At 57.7% G+C, this 14,713-nt stretch carries 15 protein-coding genes; 1 reads left to right on the top strand and 14 read right to left on the bottom strand.

The window, feature by feature from the left end; all coding sequences use genetic code 11:
• Positions 1-5: 5 nt before the first annotated feature.
• From vapC to flhD, 14 genes are all read right to left on the bottom strand, one after another.
• Entirely contained in the window at positions 6-404 is a 399-nt protein-coding gene (gene vapC / locus ACUTSC_RS13675) for a type II toxin-antitoxin system tRNA(fMet)-specific endonuclease VapC (protein WP_443002599.1), read from the bottom strand.
• Positions 404-637, bottom strand: coding sequence for a type II toxin-antitoxin system VapB family antitoxin (gene vapB, locus ACUTSC_RS13670; RefSeq protein ID WP_197767946.1), 234 nt, complete (start codon positions 635-637; stop codon positions 404-406). The genes vapC and vapB overlap by 1 nt, the downstream gene beginning before the upstream one ends.
• A 125-nt stretch (positions 638-762) precedes the next feature.
• Positions 763-1,407 carry a protein phosphatase CheZ gene (cheZ, locus tag ACUTSC_RS13665; protein ID WP_004934858.1) on the bottom strand — a complete coding sequence of 215 codons (645 nt, stop codon included), beginning with the start codon at positions 1,405-1,407 and terminating at the stop codon, positions 763-765.
• A gap of 10 nt (positions 1,408-1,417) precedes the next feature.
• Positions 1,418-1,807, bottom strand: coding sequence for a chemotaxis response regulator CheY (gene cheY, locus ACUTSC_RS13660; protein WP_197767947.1), 390 nt, complete (start codon positions 1,805-1,807; stop codon positions 1,418-1,420).
• A 102-nt stretch (positions 1,808-1,909) separates the two neighbouring features.
• The gene (locus ACUTSC_RS13655; RefSeq protein WP_089195992.1) at positions 1,910-2,959 is read right to left on the bottom strand and encodes a protein-glutamate methylesterase/protein-glutamine glutaminase; all 1,050 of its coding nucleotides are present in this window, start codon (positions 2,957-2,959) and stop codon (positions 1,910-1,912) included.
• On the bottom strand, positions 2,959-3,831 hold the full coding sequence (gene cheR, locus ACUTSC_RS13650; protein WP_445653386.1) for a protein-glutamate O-methyltransferase CheR: 873 nt from the start codon (positions 3,829-3,831) through the stop codon (positions 2,959-2,961). The genes ACUTSC_RS13655 and cheR overlap by 1 nt, the downstream gene beginning before the upstream one ends.
• Positions 3,832-3,868: 37 nt before the next feature.
• Positions 3,869-5,485 (bottom strand): methyl-accepting chemotaxis protein, encoded by a 1,617-nt coding sequence (locus ACUTSC_RS13645; protein ID WP_038629515.1) that lies wholly within the window; start codon positions 5,483-5,485, stop codon positions 3,869-3,871.
• Positions 5,486-5,561: 76 nt separating this feature from the next.
• Positions 5,562-7,232 carry a methyl-accepting chemotaxis protein gene (gene tsr, locus ACUTSC_RS13640; protein WP_197767948.1) on the bottom strand — a complete coding sequence of 557 codons (1,671 nt, stop codon included), beginning with the start codon at positions 7,230-7,232 and terminating at the stop codon, positions 5,562-5,564.
• Between the two features lie 195 nt (positions 7,233-7,427).
• Positions 7,428-7,928, bottom strand: coding sequence for a chemotaxis protein CheW (gene cheW, locus ACUTSC_RS13635; protein WP_025303271.1), 501 nt, complete (start codon positions 7,926-7,928; stop codon positions 7,428-7,430).
• A gap of 32 nt (positions 7,929-7,960) precedes the next feature.
• Positions 7,961-9,982, bottom strand: a complete 2,022-nt coding sequence (cheA, locus tag ACUTSC_RS13630; RefSeq protein ID WP_445653385.1) for a chemotaxis protein CheA — start codon at positions 9,980-9,982, stop codon at positions 7,961-7,963.
• The gene (gene motB, locus ACUTSC_RS13625; protein WP_197767950.1) at positions 9,979-11,055 is read right to left on the bottom strand and encodes a flagellar motor protein MotB; all 1,077 of its coding nucleotides are present in this window, start codon (positions 11,053-11,055) and stop codon (positions 9,979-9,981) included. Before motB ends, cheA begins: the two co-directional genes overlap by 4 nt.
• Positions 11,052-11,942, bottom strand: a complete 891-nt coding sequence (gene motA / locus ACUTSC_RS13620; RefSeq protein WP_047025446.1) for a flagellar motor stator protein MotA — start codon at positions 11,940-11,942, stop codon at positions 11,052-11,054. The genes motB and motA overlap by 4 nt, the downstream gene beginning before the upstream one ends.
• Positions 11,943-12,087: 145 nt before the next feature.
• Positions 12,088-12,672: a flagellar transcriptional regulator FlhC gene (gene flhC, locus ACUTSC_RS13615; RefSeq protein WP_016927281.1), complete on the bottom strand. Its 585-nt coding sequence runs from the start codon at positions 12,670-12,672 to the stop codon at positions 12,088-12,090.
• Positions 12,672-13,022, bottom strand: coding sequence for a flagellar transcriptional regulator FlhD (gene flhD / locus ACUTSC_RS13610; protein ID WP_004934891.1), 351 nt, complete (start codon positions 13,020-13,022; stop codon positions 12,672-12,674). The genes flhC and flhD overlap by 1 nt, the downstream gene beginning before the upstream one ends.
• Positions 13,023-14,369: 1,347 nt before the next feature.
• Here flhD and ydgT point away from each other — a divergent pair.
• Positions 14,370-14,585: a transcription modulator YdgT gene (ydgT, locus tag ACUTSC_RS13605; RefSeq protein ID WP_004934895.1), complete on the top strand. Its 216-nt coding sequence runs from the start codon at positions 14,370-14,372 to the stop codon at positions 14,583-14,585.
• Positions 14,586-14,713: the final 128 nt, after the last annotated feature.

Here is a 14,713-nt window from a genome sequence, read left to right as displayed (position 1 = left end):
AGAGGTTACAACCAATTTTCCAGTCGCAAACCCTCAACGCGCTCAAATTCGCGTCGATTATTGGTCACCAGGATCAATCCTTCGCTGCGCGCATGCCCGGCGATATGTAGATCGTTTACGCCAATAGGCATTCCCTGGCGTTCCAGCGCAGCCCGGATGTTGCCGTAGTGCGATGCCGCTTTGGCGCTGTAATCGAGAATGTCCAATCGGGAGACAAAATCCTCAACGACTCTGGCGTTCACTGCTGGCCGAGCGCTTTTCTCCACCCCGTGAACCAATTCGCCATAGGTGATCGACGAAATGACCATTTTACCTGCATAGCGATTGAATGCCTCCAGCACTTCCAGCGGCCGGCGCTTAATGACATAGATAACAATGTTGGTGTCCAGCATATGGCTGAACATCAAAAATCTTCCCGCTCGCGTTGGTCCTGTCCGGCACGTTCATTGAGGAAATCATCGCTCACCTCATTTTCCGCACAGAAGAAGCTGTCCCAGGTATTCTCCAGGGGGGCAAGAATGCGCTCTTTGCCCACTACGCGGACGGTCACTTTAGAAACGGTATCGGGGAAACGCACCTCTGCAGGCAAGCGTACAGCCTGTGTCCGATTATTGGTAAAGACAGAACCTAACGTCATGGCGACCTCCTTTAACTGGAGTACAAATTATAACCGCCATGATGTATATAGCAATGCTATATACATTAATCTTTGCGGGACACTGCGCAACTTTCGGGGCGCGCCGTCGCGCGCCCCGAAAAGCCTCAGAAACCGAGGCTGTCGAGCAGATCGTCGACCTGCGCCTGGTTGGCGATCACGCCGACACCGTTCTGGTCGAGCTGCGGGCCGTTCAGCAGGCTGTCGTTCGGCCGTTTTTCCTTCACCGGCTGCTCCGGCATGTTTTCCATCAGCACCATCAGCAGCTGCTTTTCGATCTCCTGCACCACGTCCATCATGCGCTTGATCACCTGGCCGGTCAGATCCTGGAAATCCTGCGCCATCATGATTTCCAGCAGCTGGGCATTGGTGAAGGCCGTATGGCCCGGCACCTGATCCAGATACTGGCGCGTGTCGTTGACCAGAGAACGCGCGTCGTCCAGTTCGATAGGATTGGCGAACCACTCGTCCCAGCGCCCTTTCAACGCGTTCGCGCCGGATTCCAGCTCCGCCTGGCGCGGTTGCGCCGCCTCCACGCAGTTCAACGCCCGTTCCGCCGCCTGCGCCGTCATGGTTACGACATAGTCAAGACGGTCGCGCGCATCCGGGATCGCTTCTGCCGCCTGGGCGATCGCCTGATCGAGCCCCAGTTCACGCATGCTGTCGCGCAGCATTCGGGTCAGTTGGCCGATGCGGGAGATGATCTCTCCCGCGGTCGCTGCATCGCTGGCAGGCATTGGAATGTCTCTCATCGCCCTCTCCTTACATGCCCAATTTTTCAAAAATCTTGTTGAGCTTTTCTTCCAGCGTCGCCGCCGTAAATGGTTTCACTACATAACCGCTGGCGCCGGCCTGCGCCGCCGCGATGATATTTTCTTTCTTGGCTTCCGCCGTCACCATCAGTACCGGCATCGCGGCCAGCGTGCTATCGGCGCGAATGGTCTGTAACAGTTCGAGCCCGTCCATGTTCGGCATGTTCCAGTCGGACACCACGAAGTCGAAACCGCCGGCGCGCAGCTTGTTCAGCGCATCCGCGCCGTCTTCAGCTTCTTCGACGTTGTTGAAGCCCAGCTCTTTGAGCAGATTTCTGACGATGCGGCGCATGGTGGAAAAGTCGTCCACAACCAGAAATCTGAGGTTCTTGTCTGCCATTGTTACTCCTGAAATAGTTAACCGTTTAATGATGCAAAACCGCAGGCCGCCGCGCGGCGAACCAGGGTCATATCGCCGCCGGGAAGACCCTGCGGACTAAAATCAAATGCGCAATGCCTGGCCGCCGGAAATCTGCGCCAACATGCGCTGGCTCATCCTGTCCAACTCGACCACTTCGCTGACGCCGCCGCTGGCGATCGCCTCGCGCGGCATGCCGAACACCACACAGCTCGCCTCGTTCTGCGCCAGGGTATACGCCCCGGCGCGGTGCATCTCCAGCATCCCTGCCGCGCCGTCGTTGCCCATGCCGGTGAGGATCACCCCCACCGCATTGCGGCCGGCATATTGCGCCACCGAACGGAACAACACATCGACAGACGGACGATGGCGGTTAACCGCCGGGCCGTCATGCAGCTTCACCTGATAGTTGGCGCCGCTGCGCGCCAGCTCCAGGTGGCGGTCCCCCGGCGCGATGTAGGCGTGGCCCGGCAGCACGCGCTCGCCGTCCTCCGCTTCTTTCACCGTGATCTGACACAGCTTGTTCAGCCGCTCGGCGAACGAACGGGTGAAACCGGGCGGCATGTGCTGGGTGATCAGCAGCGCCGGGCTGGTCGCCGGCAGCGGCTGCAGCACCTGGCGGATCGCTTCGGTGCCGCCGGTGGAAGCGCCGATGGCGATCAGTTTTTCACTGCTCAGCAGCGGCGCGTGGCTGAGGATCGCCGGCGCAGGGCTGTTGGAACGCTGCGGCAGGCGCGCCCTGGCGGCGGTGCGGATCTTCTCGGCAATCAGCTCGCTGTAGGCCAACATGCCTTCGCGAATGCCGAGCTGCGGTTTGGTCACGAAGTCCACCGCGCCCAGCTCCAGCGCGCGCAGCGTGATTTCCGAGCCTTTGCCAGTCAGCGAAGAGACCATCACCACCGGCATCGGCCGCAGGCGCATCAGCTTCTCGAGGAAATCCAGCCCGTCCATGCGCGGCATCTCGACGTCCAGCGTCAGCACCTGAGGATTAAATTTTTTGATCAGATCGCGCGCCACAAGCGGATCCGGCGCGGTCGCCACCATCTCCATGTCGGCGTGGCCGTTCACGATTTCCGTCATCAGCTGGCGCATCAGTGCCGAATCGTCTACGCATAACACTCTGATTTTACTCATTACCTCTCCTTGGTCAGCCCATACACGGTCTGCCCACGCAAGTAGAAATCCCGGCTGATCTGGCTGAAATTCTCGGAGTGGCCGGCGAACATCAGCCCCCCCGGCTTAAGCAAGGGAACGAAGCGGCGCAGGATGCGCTCCTGCGTCGCCTTATCGAAATAGATCATGACGTTGCGGCAAAAAATGGCGTCGAATTGCCCCGGCAGCGCCCACTCCGGTGCCAGCAGGTTCAGCGGCTGGAAGTTCACCCGCGCCGCCAGTTCCGGCCGCACGCGCACCAGCCCCTGATGCGGCCCGGTGCCGCGCAGAAAATAGCGCTGCATTTGGATCGGCGTCAGGGTGCGCAGATCTTCCTGGCGGTAAACGCCCGCCTCCGCTTTTTCCAGCACCTGCGTATCGATGTCGCTGGCCCAGACCTGGCAACTGCCGGCCCGCTGGCCCAATGCATCGCTCAACGTGATGGCGATCGAATACGGTTCTTCACCGGTCGAGGCCGCGGTGCTCCAGACGCTGTAGCCGTTCGGCCGCGAGCGCGCGTGTTCCGCCAGGATCGGGAAGTGATGCGCCTCGCGGAAAAAGGCCGTCAGGTTGGTGGTCAGCGCGTTGATGAAGGCTTGCCACTCCGCGCTGTTCGGATCGCTTTCCAGCAGTGCCAGGTAGTCGCCGAAATCGTGCAATCCCAACAGCCGCAAACGGCGCACCAGGCGGTTGTAAACCATCTCGCGCTTATGCTCCGCCAGCACGATGCCGGCGCGTTGATAAATCAACTGGCTGATACGGCGAAAATGCACGTCCGACAGCGGCAGGCGCTGCACCATTTGCGTCAACATCGACGCAGTATCCCGGTTAGAAGTTGACGGCGCCTGTTTCATGCCACCTCACCGGGGAAAAACGTGCTGCTTATGCGGTTTAACAATCTTGGGCTTCCTTTACCACGGGTGAAACTGCGTTGCTGCTGTTACCTGGCGCGACGAAGTTATCGTCCGCCAGACGGAATACCGCGACCGCATCGGCCAGGGTAATAGCCTGCTCTTCCAGCGCGGTGGCGGCAGAAGCGGACTCTTCCACCAGCGCGGCGTTCTGCTGGGTGACCTGGTCCATCTGGGTCACCGCCTGCGTCACCTGCTCGATGCCGCGGCTCTGTTCATCCGAAGCCGACGCGATCTCGCCCATGATGTCGGTCACGCGGGTCACCGAACGCACGATGTCCTGCATGGTGGCACCGGAGTTTTCCACCAGCACCGAGCCGTGTTTGACGCGGCTGACCGATTCATCGATCAGCCCCTTGATCTCTTTCGCCGCCTGCGCGCTGCGGCTCGCCAGGTTGCGCACTTCGCCGGCGACCACGGCAAAACCGCGCCCCTGTTCACCGGCGCGCGCCGCTTCCACCGCCGCATTGAGCGCCAGAATGTTGGTCTGGAAAGCGATGCCGTCAATCACGCTGGTGATGGCGCCGATTTTCTGCGAGCTGTTAGCGATATCGTGCATGGTGGTCACCACGTCGCCGGCCAGTTCGCCGCCCTTGGCCGCGGTGGCCGAGGCGTCGCGCGCCAGCTGAGAGGCCTGCCGCGCATTGTCGGCGTTCTGTTTCACCGTGGCGGTCAGCTGTTCCATGCTGGCAGCGGTCTCTTCCAGCGAAGCGGCCTGCTGCTCGGTGCGGGAAGAGAGATCGTTATTGCCTTCGGAGATCTCCTGCAGGCCGATCAGAATCGACTCCGCCCCATCGCGCACGGCGCCGACGGTGCCGATCAGCGACTGCTGCGTGCGTTGCAGGCTGGCGAACAGCATGCTGATTTCATTGCGGCCATACACCTGAATCGGCGTCGCCAAATCGCCGGCGGCGATGCGTTCAAAGTGGCTGCGGATTTGGTTCAGCGGCTGCACCAGCATGGTACGCAACCACCACATGGCGCTGCCGGTCACCACGATTAGCATCAAGACCGCCCCCGCCAGCATCAGGCCCGCCAGCGTGAAGGAGAACTGGTTGGCGTCTCTGGCTTCGCTGATGTCGCCGTTGACCAACTGCAGGTACTGCACGAAGTCGGCTTCGAACAGGTCCTGGGTTTTCTGCGTCGGCTGGTCCATAAATGCCTGCAGCTCCCCTTTCTCCAGGAAGCCGATCAGCTCACGCAGCGCGCCGCGCAGCCGCTCGTAGCTGGCCTTGGTGGTTGCCGTCTGCTGACTCTGTTGCTCACTACTGCGCTCAACCGCCATGAACTGATTGAAATAGAGATCGGCCTTCTGCAGCGAACTTCGGGCGCTGCTCATCAATTCGTTCACCTGCTCCTGCGGCAGTTTCAGCGCCGCACGGGTGCCGGCGCGGTTAAGCGTATTGCGCGCCTGCAACAGCGACACCCAGCTCAGGCTGAGCGAATCGCGCTGCTGGCTGCCGAGGGTGATGATGTCGAGGTTGTGGTTATCGGAACGAAACGCGGAATACGACAGGCCGCTGCTGGCCAACTGCAGAACGCAGAAGGTCATCAACAACAGGAACAAGCTGGTAGAGATACGGATTCGGTTAAACACTGTGAACCTCCTTGCAGCCGGCCGGCGACCGGCCTACGTAGGGAAAAGGGCCTCTGCGAGAGAGGCCCGATACCGGTCAGAACGTTTCCCAGTTATCCTGCAGATCGCTGGCGTTCATTTTCTTATGATTGATTACCGGTGTTACCGTCGCCTTGCTGGTGACAGGCGCTTTAAACTCTTCCTGGCCTTCCGACCTCAGGCGGAATACCGCCACCGACTGGGTCAGCATGCTGGCCTGTTCTTCCAGCGCCGCCGCCGCCGAGGCGGATTCTTCCACCAACGAGGCGTTCTGCTGGGTGACGCGATCCATTTCCGCTACCGCCTGGCCAACCTGATCGATACCGCGGCTCTGTTCGTCCGAAGCCGAGGCGATTTCGCCCATGATGTCGGTCACGCGGGTGACGGCGTTGACGATGTCGCCCATGGTTTCGCCGGCGCTTTCCACCAGCACGGAGCCCATATCGACGCGGCTGACCGAGTCTTCGATCAGGCCTTTGATCTCTTTCGCCGCCTGCGCGCTGCGCTGCGCCAGGTTACGCACTTCACCGGCCACCACCGCGAAGCCGCGGCCCTGCTCGCCGGCGCGCGCCGCTTCCACCGCGGCGTTCAACGCCAGGATGTTGGTCTGGAAGGCGATGCCGTCGATTACGCCGGTGATATCGGCGATTTTCTGCGAGCTGCCGGCGATGTCGTGCATGGTCTGCACCACGTTGGCCACGACCTTGCCGCCTTTCTGCGCGGTTTCGGAGGCGCTCAGCGCCAGCTGCGAAGCCTGACGGGCGTTTTCGGCGTTCTGTTTTACCGTGGCGGTCAGCTGTTCCATGCTGGCGGCGGTCTCTTCCAGCGAAGCGGCCTGTTGCTCGGTACGGGAGGAGAGATCGTTGTTGCCCGCGGCGATTTCCGACGCGCCGCTGTAGATGGCATCTGCCCCCTGACGCACACCGCTGACGGTTTCGATCAGCTCGCTTTGCATGTGTTTCAGACTGGCCGCCAGCACGCCCATTTCGTTGCGGCTGGTGACGACGATCTGCTGAGTCAGGTCGCCGGCGGCGATCTGTTTGATGTGGTCAATCATGCGGTTCAGCGGACGCACCAGGATATGATGGATGCCGGTCCAAACGAGCACGATCACGGCCAACACGACCAGCAACACGATCACCAGCGTCCAAATGGCCGAGGAGAACGACTTGTTGCTGTCTTCTACCGCGCCTTGGTACAGCTTGTCGTTTTGTGCCAGGTAGGTGTTGTAGATCTGCTCGAAGCCGTCCTGATAGCTTTGTGTCGGTTGATCGAAGAAAGCATTGATTTTGCCTTCGCCCAACAGTTGAATCAGTTCGGTCAAAGCACCGTGCAAAATGTCATACTGTTGCTTGAGTTTTTCCGCAGACTGCGCGTCCTGACGCGGATCGAGAGGGATTTTTTCATAGGCGGCGTAATGCTGTTCCGCAACCGTCAGCATGCTCTTCGCCGAAGTCAACAGATCGGTGACGCTGGCACCACTGCCGATTTTGTTGGTATCCATCATGTAACGAATACCCGCTCGGTTCAGGGTATTACGAGTCTGCAGCAGATTGACCCAGCTTTCGTTCAGTTCAGACTGCTGCTGACGAATCGTCTGCAGTACGGCAAAGTTCTCTTTATCATTCTTGAGCGAGGAGAAAAAGAGTCCGCCCGAAATCAACTGCAAGGCACCAAACAGCACCAACACCAGCAACAGGCTAGTGACCACCTTCATACGATTTAACATGATTTCCCTTGTTGAAGCCCGCGCAGACAGGCTCTGATGACGTTGAATGTGAGAGTTATCGGCGCCGTACGGCAAAACTTTATGCGGGAAAGTAACTATTTTTAGTAGGGGTTCCGGGCGCGGCCTGCGGCATCGCGACAGGTCAGGAAGAGTGATGGATGAAGGGGGCAGCGCCCTGCCCCCTGGGGTCATGAATCAGACGCTTTTCGCCACGCTGTCGACCAGCGACATCTCTTCGCTGCTCAGCAGCTTTTCGATATCCACCAGGATCAGCATGCGCTCGCCCAGCGAACCGAGACCGGTGAGGTATTCGGTCGCCAGCGTCACCGCGAACTCCGGCGCCGGGCGGATCTGCTCGGCGGTCAGCGACAGCACGTCGGAAACGCCGTCGACCACGATGCCCACCACGCGCTGGCCAAAGTTCAGCACGATCACCACGGTGTTCTCATCGTAAGACACGCTTTGCTGCGAGAATTTCACCCGCAGATCGATGATCGGGACGATCACGCCGCGCAGGTTAGTGACGCCCTTGATGAACGCCGGCGTGTTGGCGATACGGGTCACCTGGTCGTAGCCGCGAATTTCCTGCACCTTGAGGATATCGATGCCGTACTCCTCGTTGCCCAGGGTAAAAATCAGAAACTCTTGCCCTACCGTTTCGCCAGCCAATTTGCTGACGGCTGCCAATCCTGCCATATCATTCACCTTTTAAATCAATAAACTCATTATTATGCGGCGGCGTCCGTCAGACGCTTTTCACGGTTCAAGGTTTGCAACGCCGAGACATCGACGATCAAGGCCACGCTGCCGTCGCCCAAAATGGTCGCGGCGGAGATGCCCGGCACTTTGCGGTAGTTACTTTCCAAATTCTTCACCACCACCTGATGCTGGCCAATCAGCTGATCCACCAGCAACGCATAGCGGCGGCCGGCGCTTTGCAGGATAACGACGATGCCCTGCGTGGCGTCGGTTTTGGCGCCGTCCACTTCAAATACCCGATACAGCTCCACCAGCGGCAGGTATTCGCCGCGCACCTGCAGCACCCGTTCGCCCCCGGCCAGCGGATGCAGATCTTCCGCCTGCGGCTGCAGCGATTCCATCACCGCGTTCAGCGGCAGGATAAAGACTTCGTCGTTCACCTTGACCGACATGCCGTCGAGGATCGCCAGCGTCAGCGGCAGCAGGATGCGGATGGTGGTGCCTTTACCGGCCTGCGAACGGATCTCGACGTGGCCGCCCATCTCCTGAATATTTCGTTTCACCACGTCCATGCCGACGCCGCGGCCGGAAACGTCGGTCACCTGCTCGGCGGTGGAGAAGCCCGGTGCAAAGATCAGCATGCCGACCTCTTCGTCGCTCATGCTCTCGCTCACCGCCAGCCCTTGCGACGCGGCCTTGGCGAGAATTTTTTCGCGGTTCAGACCGGCGCCGTCGTCGATGACTTCAATACAGATGTTGCCGCCCTGGTGTTCGGCCGACAGCACCAGATTGCCCACCGCCGACTTGCCGGCGGCGATGCGGGTGGCCGGCTCTTCGATACCGTGATCGAGGCTGTTGCGCACCAGGTGCGTCAACGGATCGATGATGCGTTCGATCAGGCTCTTGTCCAGTTCGGTAGAACTGCCCTGCAGCGTCAGCTCCACCTGCTTGTTCAGCTTGCCGGCCAGATCGCGCACCAGGCGCGGATAGCGGCTGAAGACGTATTCCATCGGCATCATGCGGATCGACATCACCGATTCCTGCAGATCGCGCGCGTTACGCTCCAGTTGGCTCATGCTGTTCAGCAGGTCGCCGTGGTTCACCGGATCGAGCGTGCCGGAGCGCTGCGCCAGCATCGACTGGGTGATCACCAGTTCGCCCACCAGGTTGATCAGCTGATCCACTTTTTCCACCGCCACGCGAATGCTGGTGGATTCGCTCGCCTTGGCGCGCGCTTTCGGCGCTTCCGCCGCTGCGGCGGCCGGTATGGCGGCAGGCGGCGCGGTGTTCGCGACCGGCGCAGGCGCAGGTTCCGGCGCAGCAACCGCTGCCGGTAAGCTCGCTTCTGCGATGGCCGGTTCGCTTTGCGTCGGCGTCGAGAAGCTGATTTGTTCCGGTTCCAGCACGAAGCACAAAACGGCGCTGATATCGTCTTCGCTGGCGGAGGTGAGCAATGTCACGTCCAGACTGTGTTCCGTCTGATGAGGATCTTTAACCTCGCCGAGGTTGCCCAGCTCTTCCAACATCAAGGGGATTTCACTGGCTTTCAGCCCGTTCAGGCTGATGCGCATGCCGCCTTCGATCGCCGCCGGCGCAGCAGCCGGCTTCACGACAGGCTGCTGAACGGCCGGTTGAGCCGCAGGCGCCTCCTGCTGCTGTTGCGCTTCCAACGCCAGCTGGCGCAGCGCCTGGCAAATGTATTCAAAGCTTTCGGCGTCAGGCTGTTGCGAGGTTTTATAGGCGTCCAGTTGCTCCTGCATAATGTCTTTGGTTTCCAGAAACAGGTTGATAATCTCGGTGCTCAGGCTCATTTCCTGGCGTCTTGCACCGTCCAGCAGGTTCTCCAGCAGGTGGGTGGTTTCCTGCAGCACCGAAAAGCCAAAGGTCGCCGCACCGCCCTTGATCGAGTGCGCCGCACGGAAGATGGCGTTCAACGGCTCGATATCGGGGGCCAGCGGATCCAGCTCCAGCAGGTGTTGCTCCATGTCGGCCAGCAACTCGTCCGCCTCATCAAAGAAGGTCTGATAAAAATCGCTAATGTCCATGCTCACGGGGTCACCTCTGGCTGTGAGTCGCGGTTAGTCGGTGCGGGTGCGGCCGCCGGTTGTTCCGGCGCTTGGCCGGCCGGGGCTATCGCCGGGGATGCCTGCGGTTGGGAGACGGGATCCGTCGCCGGCGGCATAGCTTGATCGGTCGGCGTTACCGCCTGGGGTTCCGGCGTTTGGCTGGCCGGCGCAGTCGCCGACGGCGCCAGCTGTTTCAGGCTGTCCGGCTGGGCAATATCCATCGCGTTGCTTTCGGCATTTTCATGTTCGATGCCTTCTTGCGTTTGCTTATTCAGCACCAGCACGGTGATGCGACGGTTAATCGCGTCATCGGCGCCGTGCTGTTTCAGGCTCATGGTGGCCGCCATGCCCACTACCCGCAGCACCTTGCCTTCCGCCAGGCCGCCGGCGATCAGCTCGCGTCGGGAGGCGTTGGCGCGATCGGCCGACAGCTCCCAGTTGCTGTAGCCGCGCTCGCCGGTGGCGTAAGGGATATCATCGGTGTGGCCGGACAGGCTGATCTTGTTCGGCAAATCGTTGAGGATCGGCGCTATCGCCCGGAGAATATCGCGCATATAGCTCTCGACCTGCGCGCTGCCGGTTTTGAACATCGGCCGGTTTTGGCTATCGATAATCTGAATGCGCAACCCCTCGTCCATCATGTTGATCAGCAGATGCGGGCGCAGCGCCTTCAGGCGCGGATCGGACTCAATCAACTCATCCAGCTTTTCGCGCAGCTTGTTCAGGCGCAGCTCTTCGGCGCGCTTGTCCGGCGAATCGACCTGCTTTCTCACCAGGCCGTGCTGCTGCGTAGGATCGTCGCCGCCGCCCGGGATCGGGCTGCTTTCGGAACTGCTCTTGTCGCCGCTGGTCAGAGCGACCTTGAGCGGCGTGCGGAAATATTCGGCGATTTGCGTCAGCTCCTGCGGGCTGGCGATCGCCAGCAGCCACATCACCAGGAAGAACGCCATCATCGCCGTCATAAAGTCGGCATAAGCGATCTTCCAGGAGCCGCCGTGATGGGCGGCATGATGCGACTTGCGCTTTCTGACCAGAACGACCGGATGATTCTGTTTCATGCTTCTTCTTCTTCCGTCACCTGCTGCGCCGGCGCTTTCACGCGGCGCACGTGTTCTTCCAGCTCAACGAAAGAAGGACGTTCGGTGGTATATAGCGTTTTACGGCCAAACTCGACGGCGATCTGCGGCGCGTAACCGTTCAGGCTCGACAGCAGCGTGACCTTGATGCACTGCATCATCTTGACGTTTTCGGCGCTCTTCTGGCGCAGCAACGTGGCCAGCGGCGAGATGAAGCCGTAGGCCAGCAGAATACCGAGGAAAGTACCGACCATGGCGTTAGCGATCAGCGCGCCCAGTTCCGCAGCCGGCCGATCGGCCGAAGCCAGGGCGTGCACCACCCCCATTACCGCCGCGACGATACCGAACGCAGGCAAGGAGTCGCCCACCATCGCCAGGCTGCCGGCGGGCACTTCACTTTCCTGCTCGTAGGTTTCGATCTCTTCGTCCATCAGCGCTTCGATCTCGAACGCATTCATATTGCCGCTCACCATCAGCCGTAAATAGTCGGTAATGAACTCCACCAGGGTGTTATCGGCAAGGATGCGCGGATAATTAGAGAAAATTTCACTTTCTTGCGGATTATCGATATCGAATTCGAGCGACAGCATGCCCTGCTGGCGCGATTTGGCCAGCAGGCGGAACAACAGCGCCATCAGATCCATATACAGATCTTTGTTGTATTTGGAACGGCGCATCAGCCGCGGCAGCGCGCGCAGCGTGGCTTTGATCGCCTTGCCGTTGTTGCCGACGATGAAGGCACCGACCCCCGCCCCGCCGATAATCAGAAATTCCGCCGGCTGATACAGCGCACCGAGGTGACCGCCCACGATCAGGTAGCCGCCAAACACCGCACCCAATACCACGAGATAACCCAAAATAACTAGCACACGCATTCCTTAAATTAACAATGTGGATGGAAGGTGGGGCAAACGCGCCCTGGCGCGACAGACCAGGCTGCATGTCTGGGGGCGGCATGCCGCCCCTGCGTATCACACGTCGGTATTCATTGCCGAGAGCCGGCAATGTGGCGGCTCAAATGGCGCGTTTGACCTGCTCGTCCAGCAGTTGAGGAATAATATCGGCCAGTTGCGGCGAAAGTTTACGTCTTTTTACGGCGCGGGATGGGGGTTGGCATAAACTACAGATGAAACCATTCAGCGGCTGATGCGCATGAGTGATAAATGCGCCGCCGCAGCAGCTGCAGGCAGAGAGCTGCAACATGCCGCTATCGACGAAGCGCACCAGCGTCCAGGCACGGGTCAGCGCCAGCAACGGCGCCTCGCCGGCCTGCTGCGGACACTGCTCGAGATAGAGGCGATAGGCTTTGATCACTGCCTCCACCCCGCTGCACTGCCCGCTTTTCATCAGAAACAGGTAGGCGTTGTAAAACATCGACGAGTGAATATTTTGTTCCCAGGTCATAAACCAGTCGGTTGAGAACGGTAACATTCCTTTTGGCGGCGGGCTGCCGCGTAACTCCTTGTAAAGTTTAATCAAGCGCCCGCGGCTGAGCTGGGTTTCGCTCTCCAGCATCTGCAATCGGGCTCCCAGCGAAATCAGCTCCATGGCGAGCTGAATGTCCTTGGCTTCTTGAACGATACTTTTCTCAACCATCATCAGGCTCTTTTCTTCGTCGGGCTAGCGTCTTTACTCGATAGCTCTTGCAGTAAATGGCTTGATAGCAAAATGCCGGTATGGATTTGTTGCAGATCGTCGACGCGCGACTCTTTGGTCAGTCGTTCGATGGTCTGGCTTTCGTTAAAGCGGAAGTGGCAAACCAGCTGGTTGGTCTCGGCCAGCTTAACCATTTGCGGCAAAGTCAGCTGTGCCAGCGCATCGGCCATGGTTTCATCAATACCAAGGCGGAACATCGCGGACGCTTTTTCATCGTTAATCAAACGCTGTGCTAAAAGTAAATATGACAGATTGATGTCATAAATATGCTTAAGTAATTCAGACGTACCCATATTCCCCATCCCGACAGACTATGTTTAAAAACATACGCTGGGTGATAAATTTTATCGCCCGTGACTTGGGTTGTTTCCCAAAGTTGGCAAATTAATCGCTCAAAAACGACTGCTATAATTTTCGACAATCGCTAAATTCGACCACTGTTCAGTATTTGCTACGAGCGTAAACCAACGTGTATGGATGTACAGCATTCTGCTTCGATAGTGTTTAGTCACCATGAAACTATTTTTACAAATTTAATAAGATTATTCCTAAAGCAGCGCAACTCTACCCCCGAACCATTAGCACACACAATGTAAGTGAGAGGCAATTTTAAATACAATGTGACATAGATCACAAAAATAAAAAATAATTAAGCCAAATACACTCAAATACGCTCAGTTATTGACCGCCATTTTGCTCACAAAACAACCATAGGTAAAAAAACGTCTTAAAAACAATGTTTATGCGCCAAAAAATTATCTTTTTTAGATCAATTCGAACAAAAGCATCACCAAACCAAAATAACAGAACAAAAATCTGCATATAGGCAACAAACTCAGTATAAATAACCATTTGAGTTACTGAAAAATATCCAAGCTGAAAAATAACCAATGTAAACTATAAGGTTATTAGCTATCGGATTTGACTTAAGCCCTCAGCCTGAGGCTGTTCTAATTTTCAACATCAGGTGATTAAGGCTTATCAATGATTCGCAGGCGTAGTGAACAAGCTAACAGACGTAACGATATGTTTCCGTATTAGCACGATGCAAGAATATTTTTTCTGAGTTAAATCCCCCCAAAACGCCATATCGGCAGCAATTCATAAAACTTTAATGCTTTTTATTTCTTTTTCTGTCGCCGTTATAATTATTCCCCAGGTGAATAGATTATTAACCAGTCCCCCATTCCCCTCCCTTCATGGCGATAAAATAAAACGCAGTTTTGTTTTACCCGTCATATTTCTCCATAGAGAAAAACGGCTTTTCAACGCAAGCGGCGGCGACAAACACCGCGTAATGCCGTTGCCCCTCTTAGGGCAGGTGAAAAAAACGCCGCAAAGCTACGGCGCGAACTTGCGCGCAGCAGGAACAGCGGTACTTCTGCCGCCATCCCGTGCAGCCTCGTTCTGAGACTTTCCCTATTTCTTCATTTATCAGCAGGATGAGATTGCTGACGGCGCACGGGCATATTATGATTTATCAAAGCGCCGCCACGGGCGGCGCGACATCATTACCCAGTGCAATTTATCTACTTGAAATGATTTTTGTCAGGTCGTACATCGCTGCCTCGACGGCGCCGCCGTGAGCCGCCGATGTGTTATTCACCCGGCTTTAACTATTAACAGGCTATATTTTAATCATGACTGATACGCTCGAATATCTGCTGACATTCCGTAAATGCTCCTCTTTGGACAGCCTGGAGAAGGTGTACGACAAACTGAACTACTCCATTGAAAACGATACGGAAATGAGCAATATGTACCGTGCCGCCGACCACCGTCGCGCCGAGTTGGTTGCCGGTAAATTGTTCGATCTGGGCAAGGTACCGAAAACGCTGTGGGCGCAGGTGCTTTAATTCAGTGAAATTACGTGCGGCAACGGTTTTATCTTTTATTGCTATATAACCGGGGTAAATTCGGCTTTTATTGCCGCACGTGATGCGAAACACATTTATTACCCCCGCCAGGTTCTACCCTTTATCCG

This window comes from Serratia sp. TSA_105.2, from assembly GCF_052692115.1.
The sequence above is the reverse complement of the archived record's forward strand: the minus strand, read 5'-3'. Positions and strand labels throughout refer to the sequence as shown.

Bases quoted from the DNA above. Each gene is read 5' to 3' on its own strand.
- vapC (WP_443002599.1), bottom strand. From the start codon at position 404: ATGTTCAGCCATATGCTGGACACCAACATTGTTATCTATGTCATTAAG.
- vapB (WP_197767946.1), bottom strand. From the start codon at position 637: ATGACGTTAGGTTCTGTCTTTACCAATAATCGGACACAGGCTGTACGC.
- flhC (WP_016927281.1), bottom strand. From the start codon at position 12,672: ATGATGGTTGAGAAAAGTATCGTTCAAGAAGCCAAGGACATTCAGCTC.
- flhD (WP_004934891.1), bottom strand. From the start codon at position 13,022: ATGGGTACGTCTGAATTACTTAAGCATATTTATGACATCAATCTGTCA.
- cheR (WP_445653386.1), bottom strand. From the start codon at position 3,831: ATGAAACAGGCGCCGTCAACTTCTAACCGGGATACTGCGTCGATGTTG.
- ydgT (WP_004934895.1), top strand. From the start codon at position 14,370: ATGACTGATACGCTCGAATATCTGCTGACATTCCGTAAATGCTCCTCT.
- ACUTSC_RS13655 (WP_089195992.1), bottom strand. From the start codon at position 2,959: ATGAGTAAAATCAGAGTGTTATGCGTAGACGATTCGGCACTGATGCGC.
- cheY (WP_197767947.1), bottom strand. From the start codon at position 1,807: ATGGCAGACAAGAACCTCAGATTTCTGGTTGTGGACGACTTTTCCACC.
- motB (WP_197767950.1), bottom strand. From the start codon at position 11,055: ATGAAACAGAATCATCCGGTCGTTCTGGTCAGAAAGCGCAAGTCGCAT.
- cheZ (WP_004934858.1), bottom strand. From the start codon at position 1,407: ATGAGAGACATTCCAATGCCTGCCAGCGATGCAGCGACCGCGGGAGAG.
- cheW (WP_025303271.1), bottom strand. From the start codon at position 7,928: ATGGCAGGATTGGCAGCCGTCAGCAAATTGGCTGGCGAAACGGTAGGG.
- tsr (WP_197767948.1), bottom strand. From the start codon at position 7,232: ATGTTAAATCGTATGAAGGTGGTCACTAGCCTGTTGCTGGTGTTGGTG.